This is a genomic window from Dehalococcoidales bacterium, assembly GCA_028717385.1.
Taxonomy (GTDB): Bacteria; Chloroflexota; Dehalococcoidia; order Dehalococcoidales; family CSSed11-197; genus CSSed11-197.
Window position 1 is genome coordinate 40,954 of record JAQUNW010000003.1, and the last position, 18,196, is coordinate 59,149.

The 18,196-nt window shown below is 44.7% G+C and carries 18 protein-coding genes and 1 tRNA gene; 14 read left to right on the forward strand and 5 right to left on the reverse strand.

Features of this window, described 5'->3' with window-relative positions; all coding sequences use genetic code 11:
* Window positions 1-423: 423 nt before the first annotated feature.
* The 9 genes from PHX29_01530 (at window position 424) to PHX29_01570 (ending at window position 9,691) form a co-directional block, all read left to right on the forward strand.
* Complete coding sequence (locus PHX29_01530) at window positions 424-2,775, forward strand: endonuclease MutS2 (GenBank protein ID MDD5604589.1); 2,352 nt, start codon at window positions 424-426, stop codon at window positions 2,773-2,775.
* Window positions 2,772-3,527: a Vms1/Ankzf1 family peptidyl-tRNA hydrolase gene (locus PHX29_01535; protein ID MDD5604590.1), complete on the forward strand. Its 756-nt coding sequence runs from the start codon at window positions 2,772-2,774 to the stop codon at window positions 3,525-3,527. Before PHX29_01530 ends, PHX29_01535 begins: the two co-directional genes overlap by 4 nt.
* Window positions 3,528-3,593: 66 nt before the next feature.
* Window positions 3,594-4,433, forward strand: coding sequence for a DegV family protein (locus tag PHX29_01540; GenBank protein ID MDD5604591.1), 840 nt, complete (start codon window positions 3,594-3,596; stop codon window positions 4,431-4,433).
* A gap of 14 nt (window positions 4,434-4,447) precedes the next feature.
* Window positions 4,448-5,224: a DUF1295 domain-containing protein gene (locus tag PHX29_01545; GenBank protein ID MDD5604592.1), complete on the forward strand. Its 777-nt coding sequence runs from the start codon at window positions 4,448-4,450 to the stop codon at window positions 5,222-5,224.
* A gap of 53 nt (window positions 5,225-5,277) precedes the next feature.
* Window positions 5,278-6,489, forward strand: a complete 1,212-nt coding sequence (locus PHX29_01550) for a DNA double-strand break repair nuclease NurA (GenBank protein MDD5604593.1) — start codon at window positions 5,278-5,280, stop codon at window positions 6,487-6,489.
* 41 nt (window positions 6,490-6,530) lie between these two features.
* Window positions 6,531-7,124 (forward strand): hypothetical protein, encoded by a 594-nt coding sequence (locus PHX29_01555; protein ID MDD5604594.1) that lies wholly within the window; start codon window positions 6,531-6,533, stop codon window positions 7,122-7,124.
* A complete protein-coding gene (locus PHX29_01560; protein ID MDD5604595.1) occupies window positions 7,124-8,728 on the forward strand; it encodes an ATP-binding protein in 1,605 nt (534 codons plus the stop codon). Before PHX29_01555 ends, PHX29_01560 begins: the two co-directional genes overlap by 1 nt.
* A gap of 29 nt (window positions 8,729-8,757) precedes the next feature.
* Window positions 8,758-9,564, forward strand: a complete 807-nt coding sequence (locus PHX29_01565; GenBank protein MDD5604596.1) for a patatin-like phospholipase family protein — start codon at window positions 8,758-8,760, stop codon at window positions 9,562-9,564.
* 54 nt (window positions 9,565-9,618) lie between these two features.
* A tRNA-Ala gene (locus PHX29_01570) sits at window positions 9,619-9,691 on the forward strand.
* Window positions 9,692-9,792: 101 nt separating this feature from the next.
* Here PHX29_01570 and PHX29_01575 read toward each other — a convergent pair.
* Window positions 9,793-10,947, reverse strand: a complete 1,155-nt coding sequence (locus tag PHX29_01575; GenBank protein ID MDD5604597.1) for a 4Fe-4S binding protein — start codon at window positions 10,945-10,947, stop codon at window positions 9,793-9,795.
* A 383-nt stretch (window positions 10,948-11,330) separates the two neighbouring features.
* Between PHX29_01575 and PHX29_01580 the strand changes: the two genes are divergently transcribed.
* The 3 genes from PHX29_01580 (at window position 11,331) to PHX29_01590 (ending at window position 13,630) form a co-directional block, all read left to right on the forward strand.
* Entirely contained in the window at window positions 11,331-11,900 is a 570-nt protein-coding gene (locus PHX29_01580) for a hypothetical protein (GenBank protein ID MDD5604598.1), read from the forward strand.
* A 119-nt stretch (window positions 11,901-12,019) separates the two neighbouring features.
* Entirely contained in the window at window positions 12,020-12,643 is a 624-nt protein-coding gene (locus PHX29_01585; protein MDD5604599.1) for a multiheme c-type cytochrome, read from the forward strand.
* Window positions 12,644-13,630, forward strand: a complete 987-nt coding sequence (locus PHX29_01590) for a hypothetical protein (protein ID MDD5604600.1) — start codon at window positions 12,644-12,646, stop codon at window positions 13,628-13,630.
* Between the two features lie 19 nt (window positions 13,631-13,649).
* Here the strand turns inward: PHX29_01590 and PHX29_01595 are convergent, their stop codons facing one another.
* The 3 genes from PHX29_01595 to PHX29_01605 all read right to left on the reverse strand — a co-directional run bounded on the left by PHX29_01595 (window position 13,650) and on the right by PHX29_01605 (window position 16,513).
* Complete coding sequence (locus PHX29_01595; GenBank protein ID MDD5604601.1) at window positions 13,650-13,829, reverse strand: tautomerase family protein; 180 nt, start codon at window positions 13,827-13,829, stop codon at window positions 13,650-13,652.
* Window positions 13,830-14,170: 341 nt separating this feature from the next.
* Window positions 14,171-14,830, reverse strand: a complete 660-nt coding sequence (locus tag PHX29_01600) for a hypothetical protein (protein ID MDD5604602.1) — start codon at window positions 14,828-14,830, stop codon at window positions 14,171-14,173.
* Between the two features lie 198 nt (window positions 14,831-15,028).
* A complete protein-coding gene (locus tag PHX29_01605; protein ID MDD5604603.1) occupies window positions 15,029-16,513 on the reverse strand; it encodes a hypothetical protein in 1,485 nt (494 codons plus the stop codon).
* Window positions 16,514-16,767: 254 nt separating this feature from the next.
* Here PHX29_01605 and PHX29_01610 point away from each other — a divergent pair, with 254 nt between their 5' ends.
* A complete protein-coding gene (locus PHX29_01610) occupies window positions 16,768-17,169 on the forward strand; it encodes a secondary thiamine-phosphate synthase enzyme YjbQ (GenBank protein MDD5604604.1) in 402 nt (133 codons plus the stop codon).
* Window positions 17,170-17,221: 52 nt separating this feature from the next.
* Window positions 17,222-17,695 carry a hypothetical protein gene (locus PHX29_01615; protein MDD5604605.1) on the forward strand — a complete coding sequence of 158 codons (474 nt, stop codon included), beginning with the start codon at window positions 17,222-17,224 and terminating at the stop codon, window positions 17,693-17,695.
* A gap of 23 nt (window positions 17,696-17,718) precedes the next feature.
* Here the strand turns inward: PHX29_01615 and PHX29_01620 are convergent, their stop codons facing one another.
* Window positions 17,719-18,195 carry a GNAT family N-acetyltransferase gene (locus PHX29_01620; GenBank protein ID MDD5604606.1) on the reverse strand — a complete coding sequence of 159 codons (477 nt, stop codon included), beginning with the start codon at window positions 18,193-18,195 and terminating at the stop codon, window positions 17,719-17,721.
* Window position 18,196 lies beyond the last annotated feature (1 nt).

Genomic DNA, 18,196 nt, shown 5'->3' on the forward strand with positions numbered 1-18,196 from the left:
CAATTGTCAAAAAGGTACGGTGGTTCTAGAGCAATATGTAGCGAGATCTCATACTATGGCATTCTGGAGTACCCTCTCGTAAAAAGGTGTCTCTTGAGCACTTTCTATTACCCTCGAAAGCCACCCCGTGTTACCTGGGGAATATCTGCGTATGTAACAACGGGCAATCATAAACAAGTGTCACCCTTAAGCGCAGCGAAGGGTGACACACGAGTTTTACTCGTCTATACGGAAACACTGCCATGTTACAACGAGTAACTATTACGGGGAAGATCCTTCGTCAGGCTGCTGCCCTCCTCCAGGAAGACACAGCTAATGGGGATGACACAGCAAACCAAACAAGTATAACTAATCACACAAATAGAGCTGTTCTGCTGTAGCAGCAGGCTTGATATATGATATTATAATCCGGAGAAGCTTGTTATGGATTCAAAGAGTTGTCAATTATTGGAATATGACCGCATACTAGAAATAATTGCGGGCTACTCCGGGTTTTCTAGAAGCCATGATCTTGTACTCAACCTTAAGCCATCCATTGATATTGATCAAATCAGGGCGAGGCTTGCGAGATCAGCTGAAGCCAGAACACTTCTTGAAACCGAGCCTGGTTTTAGCCTTGACGGAATAAAGGATGTCACCGCTCTTGCTGTAGCTGCGGGAAGAGGTAAAATGTTGGATCCGCTTCAGCTTCTGGACATAGCTCAGACGGTGAACATTTGTACCCGGCTACAAGCTGTAATAGGGAGCAGGGGGAAAGATTTGCCGCTTCTTTCGAGCCTTGCTGGAAGGATCGCGGATCTTAAGCCTGTGGAAAAAGAGATAATAAGAACGATTACCCCGGGAGGGGAGGTTCAGTCATCATCGTCACCCAGGCTTGCTCAGATAAGAAATGAGCTTAAATCGGTCCGGGAAAAGCTTCTCCGCGAGCTGGAAACCATTATTAAATCTGAAGAGGCCGCCAAGTCTCTCCAGGAAGCTATCATCACTCAACGTGAAGGGCGCTATGTAGTACCTGTACGAGTTGAGAACAAGAGAGATATCAAGGGGATAGTTCATGATGTTTCTAATACCGGAGCAACTGTATTTATAGAGCCATGGTCGATCATTGATACTGGAAATGAGCTTAAGCAGCTTGAGCTTGAAGAAATACGAGAAATCGAGAAAATTCTTGCTGGTTTAAGCGCTAAAGTTGGTAGTTATAGTCAAGAAATCTCTTTAACTATTGAGATTGCTGCCCAAATCGATCTCGAACTTGCCAAAGCGCGGTATGCATATTCAGTTACAGCCTTTGAACCGCAAGTTAGCTTACTGGAAAAGGATTCTACGCTTAAGCTTGTTCGAGCGCGTCATCCGCTATTAAAAGGTAAGGCAGTCCCGCTGGATCTGGAAATTGGCCGGGAGTATTCTACATTGGTAATAACCGGTCCTAATACTGGAGGGAAGACAGTTGCTCTTAAGACTATTGGCTTATTGTGCCTGATGGCACAAGCAGGGCTACCGGTACCCGCGGATTCGGCAACACAGCTACCGGTTTTCGATGGTATTTTTGCCGATATTGGTGACGAACAAAGCATTGAACATACTCTTTCTTCATTTAGCTGGCACATGGGGAATATCAGCCGCATACTCAATCTTGCATCTCCAAAAAGCCTTGTGCTGATGGATGAACTAGGCACTAGCACTGATCCAGTTGAAGGATCGGCACTGGCAGCAGCTATCATTAATCATCTGTTTACACAAGGCACCATGACAGTAGCCACCAGCCATTTTAATGAATTGAAAGCTTTGGCGCATACCACTCCCGGTATCAAGAATGCAGCTTTTGAGTTTGATCCAGTAACCCTGCTACCAACATATCGTATTGTGCCAGGGGTGCCGGGCGGCAGTAATGCTCTGATAACTGCTGCTCGGTTGGGAGTGCCAGGTCATATTATTCAATCAGCCAAAGAGCGTCTATCTTCGCAAGACAGGCAACTCGATTCATTACTGTTTGAACTAGCAAACGAAAAAACCCGCGCACGAAATGCTACTTTTGAAGCAGAAACCGCACAGAAAGAAACCGAAAAACTGCGTAACGAACTTGCAAGCGAACTCAAGAAGCTAAAAACAGAAAAAACTAGGATTCTTGATAATGCAAGGGATGAAGTAGTAACGGAGATTGGAGACCTCGCCCGGGAAATTCGTAATATTTCAGCTACGCTAAAAAAACAAAGGTCAAGAGAGCAGTTAGTAATAGCGGAAACTAGCCTGGAAAAGATACGGAAAAAGTTAAGAGAGGCACCAATATTTAATCAAGGTGAACCGGCAGGGACTGCTGAGACTCAAGAAATAAATCCCGGTGACATGGTTTGGTTAAATGACCTGGCGATGGAAGCGCGAGTAGTGGCGTTCAACAATGCCACTGGTCAGGTCACTGCTGAAGCGGGGTCGTTGAGATTAACAGTTGATAGCGCCAATGTCACGCGGGTCAAACCGCAAGGCGCCAATAAAGAAAAAAAATATACCGGCGGCACCAGAGTGATTAGGTCAAATATTTCTATGGAACTTGATCTACGTGGCCGGCGGGCTGATGATGTAGAATTAGAGTTGGAAAGCTATCTTGACGGTGCCATAGGGGCAAATCTTGATACAGTGCGTATTATACACGGGTTTGGTGCTGGAGTAGTGCGCCAAATAGTACGTGACTATCTTTCACGACAAAAACTGGTAAAATCGTTCAGACCGGGAGTAAATGATGAGGGCGGTGACGGAGTTACCGTGGTAAAACTGGTGTGACCAATGAAGAATCAATTAACGAAAAACATATGCACCCGGAGCAAATTCGCCGGAAGCTTAGTTTGCTTGCATCAGCTGAAGGTGACAGTAATTGTTGGTATTCACTGCCCGTAAATAGTGAGATTGGTATTCAAGCGCCTGGAGGATTTTACCTGCCGGAAGCAGTTCAGGAGCAAGCGCAAAAAAGCCTCACAGGATTTGCGGTATTTTGCACCAAACAAAACACGCAATGTGAATATACTTTGGTAATCCCTCCATTTCCTCTTAAAGAGACTCTTATTGGCAGCTACATAGAAACCGCTCCTTTGCTGGAAATTCTGGAACACCCATACGTGATTGGAATAGTGCTTATCCGGTTGGGTAGCTTTGCTTTTGGAGTGAGCAGGGGACAGAATCTTGTTGCTAGCAAAGTTGGCAAAGGATTAGTACATGGGCGTCACCGGCAAGGAGGTTCTTCGGCCAATCGGTTTGCTCGTCACCGGGAAAAACAGATGGAGATATTCTTTACCCGTGCCTGTAGCTACCTGCGGGAGAAGCTCGAGCCTTACCTGAAAGAAATCGATTATATACTATATGGAGGAGCGCGGACCACCATCATGGAGTTTAAAAAACAGTGTCCGTTTACTGGAGTACTTGGCTATCCGGAGTTACCAAGCCAGCTTGACCTGCCTGATCCAAACCAAGCGGTTTTAAATAATGCATTGGAAAGAGCCTGGAGTAGTCGGGTATTTACCTGGTTAAGCCTTGAATAAATAACTACATTTGACGCGTACAAGTGTATATGAGACGATTTATTATTAATGCAGGGGGATTAAAACATGACGGTTAAAATAGTGACTGATAGCACCTCGGATATTCCTGCCAGCTTGGCAGAAAAGATGGGGATAACTGTTGTGCCGGTTCATGTCTTTTTTGGTAAAGAAAGTTATTTAGACGGAGTCAATATTACCCCGTCAATTTTTTACCAAAAACTGGAATCCTCATCTTATCACCCCACGACATCACAGCCTGCATTGGGTGACTTTATTTCAGCTTACAATAATCTGATGACTTCTGGGGCTGACGGCATACTATCTGTGCATATCTCTTCGAAAATAAGTGGTGCCTTTTCTTCGGCACAAAGAGCAGCCGAAATATGCGGAAGAGAAGGGAACATTAAGGTGCTGGATTCTGGCTTTAATTCTATTGGTTTAGGTTTAGTGGCGATTGCTGCAGCAAAAATAGCCCAGGCAGGCGAGAGCTTGCAGGCAGTGGTTGAAGGTGCCCGCAAAGCAATTGCACAAATTGATATGTATGGTATTTTCGATACTTTAAAATATGTTGTTAGGGGCGGCAGGATCAGTAAGACTAAAGCAACAGTGGCCTCAATTATTGGTGTTAAGCCTATGCTTAAATTTAGTGACGGTGCCATACTTCAGGGTGGGCTTGCGCGTACCTACAACAAGGGTATAGAAAAATTGGTTGAGTTTGTAAAAAACAAAACCGGAATAATCAGTCTTGCGATTGCCCATAGTGCAGTACCTGAAGACGCCAAAAGGCTTAAAAAAGTTCTCGGCCGGTATTTTTCAGAGGAAGAAATAATAATAACTGAACTCGGTCCTGCTTTGGGTGCTCATGGCGGTCCGGGTGTGTTACTGGTTGCTGTGCAGAGTCAGTAACAAGGGAGAAAATTGTGGCTCTCGTTCAACTGGCAAGTATTTGTGGCCTAATCATTCTGGTTTATATGAGCCTGCTCTTTATTGTTGCCCTTATTCGCCGAGACAATAGCATTGCGGATATTGGTTGGGGGATAGGATTTATTGTTGTAGCTCTTTCTGTAATACTCATCCAGTCAGATTTTTCTTCCAGGCAAATTCTCCTTACTGTTCTGGTGGCATTGTGGGGTTTTCGTCTGGCAGGGCGAATATTAAAGAGAAATTGGGGTAAGGGTGAAGATTTTCGATACCGCAAGTGGCGGGAAGAGTGGGGTAGGTGGTTTTTGCTTCGTAGCTACCTCCAGGTCTTTCTACTTCAGGGTTTTTTCATGTGGCTCAACAGCCTGCCCGTGATTATTACGGGAGCTCACGCCCAATCGGGATTGGGATGGTTAGACTATGCCGGCCTTGCCGTATGGCTGACTGGTTTCTTTTTTGAAGCAGTGGGGGACTGGCAGCTCGATCGTTTTCTTGCAGATCGTAGTAACCGTGGTAAAATTCTTGATACCGGGCTTTGGCGTTACACGCGCCACCCCAATTATTTTGGAGAGGTGGTAATGTGGTGGGGGATATTTGTTATCAGCTTGTCACAACCGTGGAGCTGGATTGGTATAATCGGACCCGTAACGATAACGGTTCTGATACTATTTATTTCAGGTGTGCCGATGCTTGAGAGATCAATGGCGAGTAATCCAGGGTTTAAAGAATACGCCCGCAAGACTAGTGTCTTTGTACCCCTTCCCCCTCACCGGTAATCATGCCACAGCCCTTGAGGTAAACTGGCTGATAAACTATACTAAATGTAATTATGGCTTTAGATTTACATAAAGTTGCCAATTCTCTGTCTGCTATGGCTGGCGAACTTGCGTACTCCAGAACGGAGCAGGCAGAAAAGCTTGGCAATGCGCTGAAATTATTTAACTCACCAGCAGATATTTGTGCGCTCAAGGGTAAAATTGCTTCCAGTAAAACCAGTTGGCTGGTAGCAGAAATTAATCAAGGGCTGAACGGTAAATATCTACCACTTGATACACCGGAACAATTTAGTGTTTTGGCTACTGATGGTTCTCAAATAGATGTTGATCGGCACCATGGTGTCCGTTGCTGCTTGATAAACATTGGAACTGTAATGCTCAGATACGGCAGGAATCCCGAGGCAATGCTGCAAAACCACCCATTGCTGCTGTCAAGGGAAGAAGACTTGGTTTTGCGTCCGGACGAATACGCTCCTGGACGGGAAATGATGGTCGAAGGTTCGATACTTGGCATGATGCGCACTGTGGAGGAGTTTAACCATCTGGCTGAATTATGCGCTGCCTTGCCCAACGGCGCAAATGCCCTGGCGCTGGTTGATGGTTCCTTGATTATGTGGAGTCTCCTTTCAAAAGAGTATCCAGATTACATAATAGATACAATTTTGGATCAAGGCGTTTTAAAACACATGGAAAGAATAGGGCAGTTGAATCCGGAACGGCGGGTGGCATTGGCTAGTTACATTAGCTTCACTCGCAGTACTGATGTAGTTAATGCTTTACGTGTGCTTACTTGTCCTTACGAAAAAGCAGACTGCGACCGATATTGTGCTGGTGCAGAAGCAGAAGCCCGGCCTTGTGCAATGCTGGATGGCATACATGATCGGGATGTTTTTTGGCAGTGGTTGAAATGTAGTGAACGCTCCGAGGTTTTTGCCAGCCGTTCCAAGATAAACTGCACCCGTTACGGTAAGCAGCGGGTATATTTTTATTATCTTAAAACTTCAGATGAAGTTGCTCGCATCGAAATACCAGAGTGGGTTGCACAGGATGAAGAGTTGCTGAAGCTGTCTCATTCTTTGGTGGTTAGACAATGCAAAAAAGGGCAGGGCTATCCGGTAGCATTATCAGAAGCTCATGAACAAGCGGTAGTAACCGGGGCTGACAGAGAGAATTTTTACAGTTTGATGGAAGAGTATCTTACTGGAAGCAAGTTGCTTGTATCGGTTTCTGCCAAAAGTCTCAGCAAGAAAACACGGTGGGTCTAGCTGCCGACTTGTGTTGAAAATATACTTTGCGGGGGAAGAAATTGGAAGCAAGCGATGAGCGAATTGGAGAGGTGATTGAAGCTAGCACGGGTGGATTTAGTGCCCAGTGCTATCAGCTCTATAAATTACCGGCTCTGGGAGAACTAGTTAAATGCCGCTATCAAGACGTTGATATTCTGGCGGTAACCTGTAACGGTTCAACCAGCAGTCTGGAGCCAGGGCGGCGGCCGATTGCCAGGGGTTATGAAGAGGCAAGTGAAGAGGACTTATATAATAATAATCCGCAATTGAAACAGTTACTCAGGAGTGAATTTAGCACTGTCGTGGTAGGCTTTAAGCGCGGTGAGAGCTTTTACCACTATCTTCCGCCACAACCCGTACGTCTCCACAGTTTTGTTTACCGATGTAGCCCTGATGAAGTAATCAGCTTCGGCGAATCTATGGAGTTCCTGATGCTGCTTTCCGGAGTGCAATGTGAAGTTCCGATTGAAGAATTGATAGCAGCTTGTCTCAGGGTCATGGGTGCGTTTCATAGCCCGGAATCAGATTTTAATATGCGCGCCGGCAGGAAGCTTGCTGAGATTTATAGTGGAGATTACCAGCGTCTGCGGGCGATTCTTGCGAGGTTAAAATAATGGACTCATATGCACATAAAAAACTGGGGATTGTAATCGCAGGTTCATTGAACCAGGGAATCCAGGCACGTTTGGATAATGATGTCAGCGTAGAAGAAATTACAGTTGGAAATCTGGTCACTATCCAGGGTAAATCGCGACGCTTTTTTGGCATGATAAACGACATATCTCTAGCAGTTACCGATGCAGGAATTTTACAGTCTCCATCGACTGCTGATGACCCTTTTATTTCAGGGATTTTATCTGGTACCGCCACCTATGGAACCATGCAGGTGGTGCCTTACCTGACCCTTGGAAGTGATGAAAGCCTGTTGGAAGGTCCTCAACCGGTCAAGTCTATTCCCAGCCACTTTTCCCCGGTGATGCTTGCCAATGAAGCTGATATCGAGCTTGTTTTCGGTAGAGAAAGCAAAGAAAACTTTTCTATCGGAAATCCATTGGATATGGAGGTAAAGCTCTGTCTGGATCTTCCTGAATTTGTAAGACGTTCAAATGGCGTGTTCGGCAAGAGCGGTACCGGAAAAACATTTTTAACTCGTTTGCTGCTTGCTGGAATACTGCAATCCGGGGCGGCGGTGAATCTGGTCTTTGATATGCACAGTGAATATGGCTGGAAAGGCACTCGTGAAAAAGCCGGCCCGGTAAAGGGTTTAAAACAGCTCTTTTCGTCTAAGGTCTCTGTTTTTACTCTGGATGAGCAGAATTCTCTGGACCGGGGAGTAAGTACAGATTTTGTGGTTAATATTGGTTATGATGAAATAAAGCCCGAAGACATCACTCTTCTTCGTCAGACCTTGAACCTGACCGACCAGGCGGTTTCTGCCACTTATCAGTTGCAGAAACGTTACGGCAACAGATGGATCGAAGAAACGATGCAATTAGAGGATGAAGAAGAGAGCAGTGAGGTTTTACGCAGTCTGAATATCCATGAGGCTACATTTGATAATCTAAAACGCGGATTGAGAAATATATGCAATCTCCCTTTCACTAGCCCGCAAGTAAAAGAACGAGCTGTTGATAAAGTGTTGGAATATTTGGAAAACGGAAAGCATGTGGTTCTGGAATTCGGACGCTTCAGGGATATCACTGCCTATATACTGGTGGCTAATCTGTTAACCAGGCGCATATATGAGCGTTATCAATACAAAACCGAGCGAGCCATGGCGGAAGATCGCCCGCAGCCTAAACCACTTGTGATTACGATTGAGGAAGCTCACAAGTTTTTAAATCCGGCTGTTGCCAGCCAGACTATTTTTGGCACCATCGCCAGGGAGATGAGGAAGTACAATGCAACCCTTTTGGTAATTGACCAGCGGCCAAGCGGTATAGATGAAGAAGTGATGAGTCAGCTGGGCACCAAAATTACCTGCCTTCTAGATAGTGAACGGGATATTGACTCCGTACTGGCAGGAATGTCCGGGAAGAGTGCACTTAAATCGGTATTAGCCAAACTGGCTTCCCGTCAACAGGCACTGATATTTGGGCATGCGGTTCCCATGCCGGTAGCATTCCGACCCAGGGACTATGGTACCCCGGAGTCCTACAAAGAATTAAGCTCTCCCCAAATAGATCTTGGTACGGATAATCTTGAGGATCTCTGGTAAGTTGTATTCTCAAAGGGGAAAATAGCACCATGGTAAACAAAAAAATTGGCCTCGCTTTAGGAGGAGGAGCGGCAAGAGGGATTGCTCATATTGGCGTGCTCAGGGCATTGGAAGCTAACCATATTAAAATTGATTGTATTGCCGGGACCAGTGCCGGGGCAGTAGCTGGAGCTGCTTACGCCAGAGGTACCAGCCCGGACGCACTAAAAGAGATGGCAGTTAGCATGGGGGTAAGGGACTGGGCTAGTCTGGCAGATGTTCGTATTCCCCATGGCGGATTTATTGCCGGAAATCGTATAGTAAGCCTGCTAAAAGTGATTATTGGAGAAGCGGACTTTAAAGATTTAAAATTGCCGTTTGCCTGTGTAGCCTGTGACCTTTATAGTGGTGAGGAAGTGGTCATCAATCGGGGCTCCGTTCTGGAAGGGGTCAGAGCCAGCATTTCAATACCCCTGGTTTTTTCAGTTGTTGAATACGAAGGGCGCTATCTAGTCGATGGAGGATTGATAAACCAGGTTCCGGTGAATGTGGTGCGGAGCATGGGGGCAGATATTGTTATCGCAGTTAATGTAATCCCTGCGCTTAACAACCGTCAGAAAAAATGGATTACAAAAAAAGCAAAACAGCCCGGGATATTCGATGTCATGATGCAAGTTATTGATATCACTAATGTAAAGACCGTACGCGACAGCCTTGAGGGGGCGGATGTAGTAATTAATCCAGACACTCGAGACTTTAACTCGGCAGATTTCCACCAGGCGAAAGAGCTTATATTACAAGGTGAAATAGCAGGTGAGTTAGCAATTCCCGAGATTGATTTAGCCCTCAGATCTTGATTTTCAGATGTAAATTGCTTGATTGGGCAGTATTTGGATATAATACATAGTCTTGGGGCTGTAGCTCAGTTGGGAGAGCGCCTCCTTTGCAAGGAGGAAGTCAGGGGTTCGAGTCCCCTCAGCTCCATTGACCTCATAATATATTAAAACGATAACGCCATAATCAGCGTTGCTTTTTGTGGCTTCTTAAGGTCTCCCTCTTATATTCCGAGTGTATAACTGGTTTGCTTATATTATTCCGGCAAGCTTGTCTGCCATTATCACGATAAGCCACGTATACCACAGAATAGCAGCCACCACTACGAGAGTAATAAAGATGCCCCTCGCTTTAAATCGGGTATTCAGAAAATAGAAATCAACTGCGCCTTCCGGGCATGCTTCGATGCACCTGCCGCAACGGATGCAATCTACGGTTGGTTTTCTTTTCTTGTCCAAATCATCAGGACTCAGCGCATACATGCGGCATTCCTGTACGCAGTCATAACACTGGACGCACTTATTTTTGTTGATCTGTACACGGAAAATGCTTATTTTATCGACCAGTGAAAATACCGCGCCAATCGGGCAGATATGGCACCACCATCTACGCTTGGTCATAAAGGGTAGTATGATAGAAAAGAACGCAATAAGAGCAATCACTGACCAGAAGACAACATCGGCTGATAACCACAGAACCGGGCAGAATGTGCACACTAGCGGGAAGGCTAAAAATATAGATAGCAGTATCACTGTAATGAGGATTGCGAATTTGGAATCCTTGACCCACTCCTTTAAGCCGGAATAATAAGAACCTTTGGGTGTAACAGTTTTCTTTTTAAGGAAATTTAGTTGCCACCTTTCCTTTTTGCCGGTAACCATGGCTTCGCTCAAGCCCCCAAAAGGGCATATCCAGCCACAGATGCCCCTTCCAAACGCTAAGCCGGTGGCTGCGTATGGAACTAATGAAAGCATGAATGCATTGAACGTTGGAGGAAAGGTGACCTGCCATATGTCAAAGGAAGGAATAAAGGCAGCTTTACCAAGAAGTACTTGGGATACCACGCGCGTGCAAGGGTAAGCCAGGGTTCCTATCGTCTCTCCCGGATGGTAATAAGTTAGCCAGTTTTGATGCTGGCTAGCCCAATAAAGAAAGGATGAAGGTTTAAGAATGTCTACGATAATAAAAAGGGCAGTCAAAGAAAACAAGAAAATCCCGATAAAAAACAGTCGGCGGAAGCGTTCCATTCGCGTGGTAGTCAGAATCAAGTAGATGAACGCACTGCCTAGTATTCCCATAACAATACCCAGCCAGGGAAACGGACTGAAGTACCACCAAACGGTAAAGCCTCCTGCTGCCAGCGCTATTATTAGCGCTTGTATCTTCGAGCTTATCGCTGGTCTCATATCCCGGGCTCCTTTAAATTTTTATTTGATACTCAGTCTCTGGAAAATGAATACATCAACATTGGAGAGTGTAGGTATTTCTGAATAACTACCCTTAAGATCATTATGCTGTAGTTTTTTACCTCCAAGTACTCAGGCGCTGAAAAAGTTTTCATAGTTAAATAGCGAAAATACGCTTTATTGATATACCACCATAATAAGTTTGCTTGTTAGTATATCCATGTGTTTAATGCAAAAGCAATAGATGCGAACCAATATAAAAATATGTTGACAGGCGCTATAGGCGCTGATACTATATTATAAAATGCGTTTATGCGCATATTATTATCTAACCATGATAAATCGAGGTTGTCAATACATTTCTGGAAGAAAGGGATGACAATATGGGATTATTTAGAAAAAAGGCGCTCTATCGAATTGTTTTACTGGTGATTACTGTTTCACCGATTGGTTTTATCGCCTGTTATAATGATGATATAAACACAACCACAGCTACAATATCCCCAACAACTACTTTTATCGCGCCCCCATCCACTGAACCATATTCCGAGACTGTACCTTCCTCTCCAACTATGCCCATGACAACGAATACTGCCAGCAGCGGCCAACCCGTCGAATGTGCCGGGGAAGACCCGGATAGCTGGATCTGGTATCCAGGTACAATCAGAATAGACTATATAACAACTTGCCCCTGTTCGCCCGGTGTGGATACCTGGTATGTTGCCCCGGGTAAGCCGATAGACGTATTTGAATATTATATTAGTACCTACACAGAAGATGAATGGATAGTTTCTCCAGAACCTATTGGGCTTGCTGCATGGATAGACAGTAGTGATGAGTACTTCTTCCTGGAAATCTTTGAAGATAGCCGTTGGGAGGGTTTTCCAACAGCAATACACGTAGCGTGGTTGAATCCTGACCATTACCAACCTTGGCTTACCGGGACAAGTTAGGCGCGTTTACTGGCAGCAACAATTATAGGCAACACCCGGTTATAATAGGTAAACAGAAAGCTTAACTCACACCCTGCTTATTATTGAAAATTAATACTGATAATTATACAATTGCTCGGATGAAGAAAATCTTGGCTTCCATCCTTTTGGTCTTGCCGTTCATGATTGCTTCATGCGGGGGTTCCGTAAAAACGGCGGGATTATCATTGGTAGAATTTTCTACCGAAGATTTTGCCGGGTCCGGTAATTGCGCTGTATGCCATATTGATCTGGAGGACCAGATCGGTAATTACGTTTCAATTGGTACTCACTGGCGCTCCACCATGATGGCAAACGCAGCCAAAGACCCTTTCTGGCAGGCAAAGGTCGCTTCTGAAGTAGCTCGCAATCCCCATTTGAAAGAAGTTATTGAAGAGAAGTGCGCCAGCTGTCATATGCCAATGGCTTACACTCAGGCAGAAGTTAGAAATGGTTCCGCCATGATTTTTGATACCGGGCTTGCCAATACGAGTAATCCGCTCAACCCGGCGGCCATGGATGGGGTTTCGTGCACTCTTTGCCACCAGATAGTAGATCCGGTCCTTGGTAAATATACGGTGGACACAAGTGCCGAACCACCAGATCGGTTGATATACGGCCCATACAAAGATCCTGAGCAAAGCTTGATGATCTCTACTTCTCAATTTACACCGGTATATGGAGAGCATATAACCAATTCGGTTCTTTGTGGCACATGCCACTGAGTGACTACCCCGTGCGTCGATAGTAAGGGCGACGTACTAGGAACCTTTCCGGAGCAGACTCCATGTCTGGAGCATATCAACAGCATTTATCCTGATCGGGGAATTGAATGCCAGACCTGCCATATGCCAGAGGCGGAATCTTCTGTAATAATTTCCAATGTGGGTTCAGGGTATGAAGACCGCGACCCGTTTAGCCAGCATTACTTTGTTGGTTCCAACGAGTTTATGCTTGAACTTCTCAAAGCCAATATCGACACACTCAGGATAACAGCATCTTCCGATAACTTTGATGGTACTATTAGCCGATTGATGAACCTGTTAAATAAGGAAACCGCTGTACTATTATTCTCTAAAACAGAAAGATCTGGCGATCTGCTTATCCTGGATATAGATATCGAACAGCTGGTCGGCCATAAATTCCCAACCGGGTTTCCTTCCCGGCGAGCTTGGCTCCATCTCAAAGTTGCCGATAAAAACGGTAATGTGGTATTTGAATCCGGCAAGCCTCTAAAAGACGGACGCATACAAGGGTGTGACTCTGACCAGGATATTTCCACTTATGAGCCACATTATGACGTAATACACCAGGAAGACCAGGTTCAGGTTTATGAGGCTGTGATGTTAAATAGCGATGGCGAAGTGACCTATACCTTGCTCAGAGCCAACAAGTTTGCCAAGGACAACCGGCTGCTACCCAAAGGTTTCGATATCGTAAATTCCCACGAAAATACCAGAGTTTATGGCGAAGCACTGGATGACAGCAACTTTATGGGCGGATTCGACCGGATTACATATCAGGTAGATACAAACGGTACATCCGGCACCCTGACAGTGGAAGTAGACCTTTTGATGCAGACCGTTTCTTACCCGTACATACAGGATTTTTCTGGTGAAAATACTCCAGAAGCAACCCGGTTCCTGGGCATGTACGAAGAGATGGATAAATCGCCTACGCTGGTTACTTCAATCAGTACGATAGTGCCTTGATGTCCGTGGTTTGTATCTTTTAGCCCAGGCTCTTTCGCCCGATATAGAGACTGTTTTGGGGGATATCTTCGAATATTACAATCACACTTTCGCTGTTTACCCCGGTATTTTCGGTTATGATATCTGTGATACTTTCATCGATTTTCTTTTTGGCCTCGTCATTTCTTCCTGCTGCCCATTCGATTTTGATTACTGGCATAATACACCTCTTTCTTTCCCTGCACCGTATCAGTCTTATACCCATGAAAAGTAAACCTGTTTAGAATATAAATTCATTAATATATATTCTCTACTCTTGCTAACAGACAGCCGTTGTATTCCAAGCGCCAAGTTTGTCTGCATAAATAGGTACTAACTAGAGAATACCAAAATACCTTAATGCACTATGGTTTTAAAATACACACATTATTCAGGCTTTATTTATTATACCTGGTTGCTGATTCTGTTTACATAAATATTGACCTTGGGCAACCCCTATAGGAAAAAAACATAGGGGTGATTTTATATCACCCCTATGTCAATTAGCGCATTACTCTTTGTTTACACAAAATTGAAACGGTAAGTCCAGGTTGCTTTAAAATTACCACTCTTGTCAGTTATAGTTGGATTATCAGGTGCGTGCCATCTGTCATTGTAAAAGTTGTATATTCCCAAAGTTGAAATACCGCTGCGCGAGTATGAATATTTAACCGTCATGACTAGCTGATTGTCTTCCATGGTAATCGTACCGGAGCCGGTCATAGAGTATAAATAATCAAACTCGCTTTTTGCATAGTGTTTTTCCATGCCAGGATCATCCGCGAAAGGCGCCCGTTCAACACCATATGCGTCTACAGTGCAGGAAATATTTACAGTACCCGATTGAGCAGTATTATCCCAAGTCCCTTCCATGGTGAAGTTAGAAGCATTAATAGTCCAGTTTATTTCGTTGGTTTTTGTTGTTGTAGATGCAGATGGCACCTCTGCTGAAAATTTGCCGTCTTTTGAAATTCTTATTGTGCCGGTATTAGCCAGGGCAGCCCTGATACCTTCGCCCGGGGTTGCGGTTGATGTACCGCTGGAATACACAAAACTATTAAGTTCAAGCTCTTCACCAATATCAATTGACACGGTCGGAGGCATGACAATGAATTCAACCTCTTTAACCACTTCATCATCTTCAGGATTTACGATTTCAACCTTGTTGGGAGATCCTGCCATGATATGCCCGAGTACCCTGAAAGGCAGTGAAGCTTTACCCTCATCGCTTATCTCCTTCTGCCACCATTCCTTATCGATAACTTCATCAGCCAGGGGAGCGATGCGGGCTATGTAACCGGCATACAGGGCTTTTTCCGGCTTGGGGTCAGCTTCATCGTAAACAGAATCGTAAATCTGAACAGTTACTATCCTGTTGAGCTATTGAGCGATGGCATCCAGTTCTATTCCAACCTGGTTTTCATGTTCCTGGGCAAGCACTCGCCCAAGCCGTATCAATACCGCATCCAGGGAATCATTTAACAGGTCATTTTTTTGGCGGCCGGATATCTTGTCCATAATACCCTGGTTCAAGCCGCCACCGCCAGTGAAGCCGTTTTTTTGTGCCTGGCTCTGGTAGGCGGCAACTATTGTTTCATCCTCCCAGAATTGCCAGCAGTAGCGATCGATTTCTGCCATGATTTTCTGGTTTAGTTCCTGAGATGACTTGGCCTGTTTTGCCATAGGCTCTAATATTAAATACCAGTCCTTGGGAGTACGCTTCACGCCCGATTCGTGGAGATAATAAAGGCGGTACGCTTCGGTATAAATATTTTCTCTACCACTCCAGGCTTCGGTAGCAAACTCACTCAAAGCATAATCAATGCAATAAACGCCTACCGAGCCCAGTTGAAGTATGGCTGATCCAAACTTGGAAACGCCGTAGTAGGTGAGGTTTTTGATCAGGTTGGTATGCAGCGCCTTGCTATCCCCATTCTGGTAATCGACTGCTGCTTGTGCAATAGCAGAAAGTAGTCCAACATTGCCCATGGCATTGCCTATGCCATCAAGAAACTCTGAAGCATATACAGTGTTGGTCAGGAATGTGATCCCGGCACCGGACATGTTCAGCCAGTCACCCACCACTTTGTTGCCCAGCTCAAGGGCAGATGGGCCAGGGTTCATACCATTATCAATTGCTTCACTTATTATTCCGGCATAATCGGCAGAACTGCTAGCATTGCGTATAGCTACCTTGGGAAGCGTAAAATCAACGTATGCAGCACGCGTGTATTCTCTGTCAACCACAAATGCTCCGTATACGGAAAGATGATCGGTGGTGATGGTGATGTTGCCGGCAGACGGGTTAATGTCATAGGATACCGGCTCCCATACTTTAAGAGCCTGGTTGTAGTAGCAGGCACCGACATATTCAGCCGGGTCTGCTCCGGCAGGCAGAAGGGTTTTGTCATAGGGTATGGTGATATCCATGAGGCCTACCAGTTCTTCATCAGTATCGATGCGGAAATCCCAGGCATTTACCGACAGTTCATCGTTGATCAGCATGTTTTCCATCGGGGCAATGGTAACCTGGGCTTCCTCATTCAGGCATACCGGGGATACCTCGATGGAAACACCTTTACCGGAGACTTTCAGGTTCTCTTCATTCAATTTGCCCGATACAATGTTACTTGTAGTGGTGGGTATCGGTGTAGTGGTATAAGGCTTGGTGGTAGTTGTAGTTGTTGCCGGAAGAGTGGTTTTAGGGGCAGTTGTGGTTGGTTGCGTTGTTGCAGGGGCGGGTGAAGTTGTTGTGGGATCTTTTCCGCCTCCGCCACAGGCTGGCAAGAACGTGGCAACAAATACTAGCAATACAAGCACTGATGTAAGTTTTTTGGCTCTGGGGGATATTAGTCGTCTGGTCATGCAGCATCGTCTCCTTAAGATTGGTATACTTGAATGGATAGTTAGAGTAAAGGGTTATAAAACGAGCTATTATACATCTATCTCAGTAGTTATTTCTACTTTAAATAACCTTTTATATTAATAAGTAAATTTTTAAATAATTCTTGTGCAGGAAATATGTATAGTAAACAGATAGAAATTACGCTAGACTCTTTGTTTCAAAATGGCTGATTGTTTCAAATAAAAAATAAAGCTAAAAAAAGTAGGGGATAAACATGTTGAACAAAATTGAATTACCTACCAGCCAATCTACACAGTTTATAAATATTACTGATAGAATACGTGTTCTTTTATCTTCAAGCGGTATAACAAACGGAATTTGCTATATTTTTGTACCACATACCACCGCGGCAGTCACCATCAATGAAAATGCTGACCCGGATGTTGTATCCGACATTGAAAGGTTTTTCACTTTAACTATCGACAATAAGTGTAATTACCGGCATATGGAAGGGAATTCCCCTGCACATATCAAAGCAAGCCTGATGGGAAGTTCACAGGCGGTTTTAGTAGAGGATGGCAGATTATTACTTGGTACCTGGCAGGGAATATATTTTTGTGAGTTCGATGGACCCAGAAAAAGGTCTTTTTTCGTAAAATTCATGCCATCAGCTTAATTTATTTTTTTTTCGATCGGTATTCTTTCAATATGGACACCTGGCTCAATCTATGATTGTACCAATTGGCACCAATGCAATCTATGTTTCTTTAACCCGGGTTACTGCCAATGATCAGGGCATTATGGAAACAAGCGGGGATCTTATCAAAAGCATTGACGGAGGTAACTCATGGAATACTTCTCGCATGGGGCTAAACACCACGCAGGCTTTTGGAACAGTAGTTGTAAATGGGCTTGACTCAGATTTCGTGTACCTTCTAACCAGAGAAGATGGTATATACATAAATGAGCACAGAGGTGACGACTGGAATCTTTTACCAATAGAAACGCCTTACCAGCCGGAAGATCCAACCAGCTATGAACCAACGCTGCAACCGACTACAACTATTCCCGTAACTTTTCCTTCGCCTCAACACCCCTCGCCCAACGGGAATTTTGCCATATGGATTTTGTTGATATCAGGGGCACTTATAATTACAGGAATAATAGTGATTGTTCTAAAAACAGCGAAACGCAAGTATTAATTGAGGCGGTTTACTATAAAACGTTACAGCTTCTTGTAGTATGTTATCCGGTGATCACCAGGAGCGTAAAAATCTGGAATGCAAGATACTTGACAGTAGCCATGAGAAGAATAAAATTTGCGGGTCTTTTCATATTCTGGTATCGATGAGGTTTCTATAAGCGCCAGTTTTCCTCCCAGTAGGCGGATGTTAGTCTCCGCTTCATTGATTAATGATGAACCAATGCCAAAGCCTTGTCGTGCGGGAATTACGGCTTCCCAGTAAATGTCCCAGGTACTCTCGGTGAGGGGAGTAGGGCCATAGCAAATATATCCAACCAAAACATGGTTTTCTTCAGCTACCAGAATGTGGTATCCAGAATTGGTGCCTTTGCCAAGATATTCGTCAACCAGTTCTTTGGCGATGGTGATTTCTATTGGTTTGAATTGAGGAATTGTTTCAAGTAAATAGACAATTTCAGACTTGTCCTGTGCACTCATTTGGCGGATTACAATACTCATA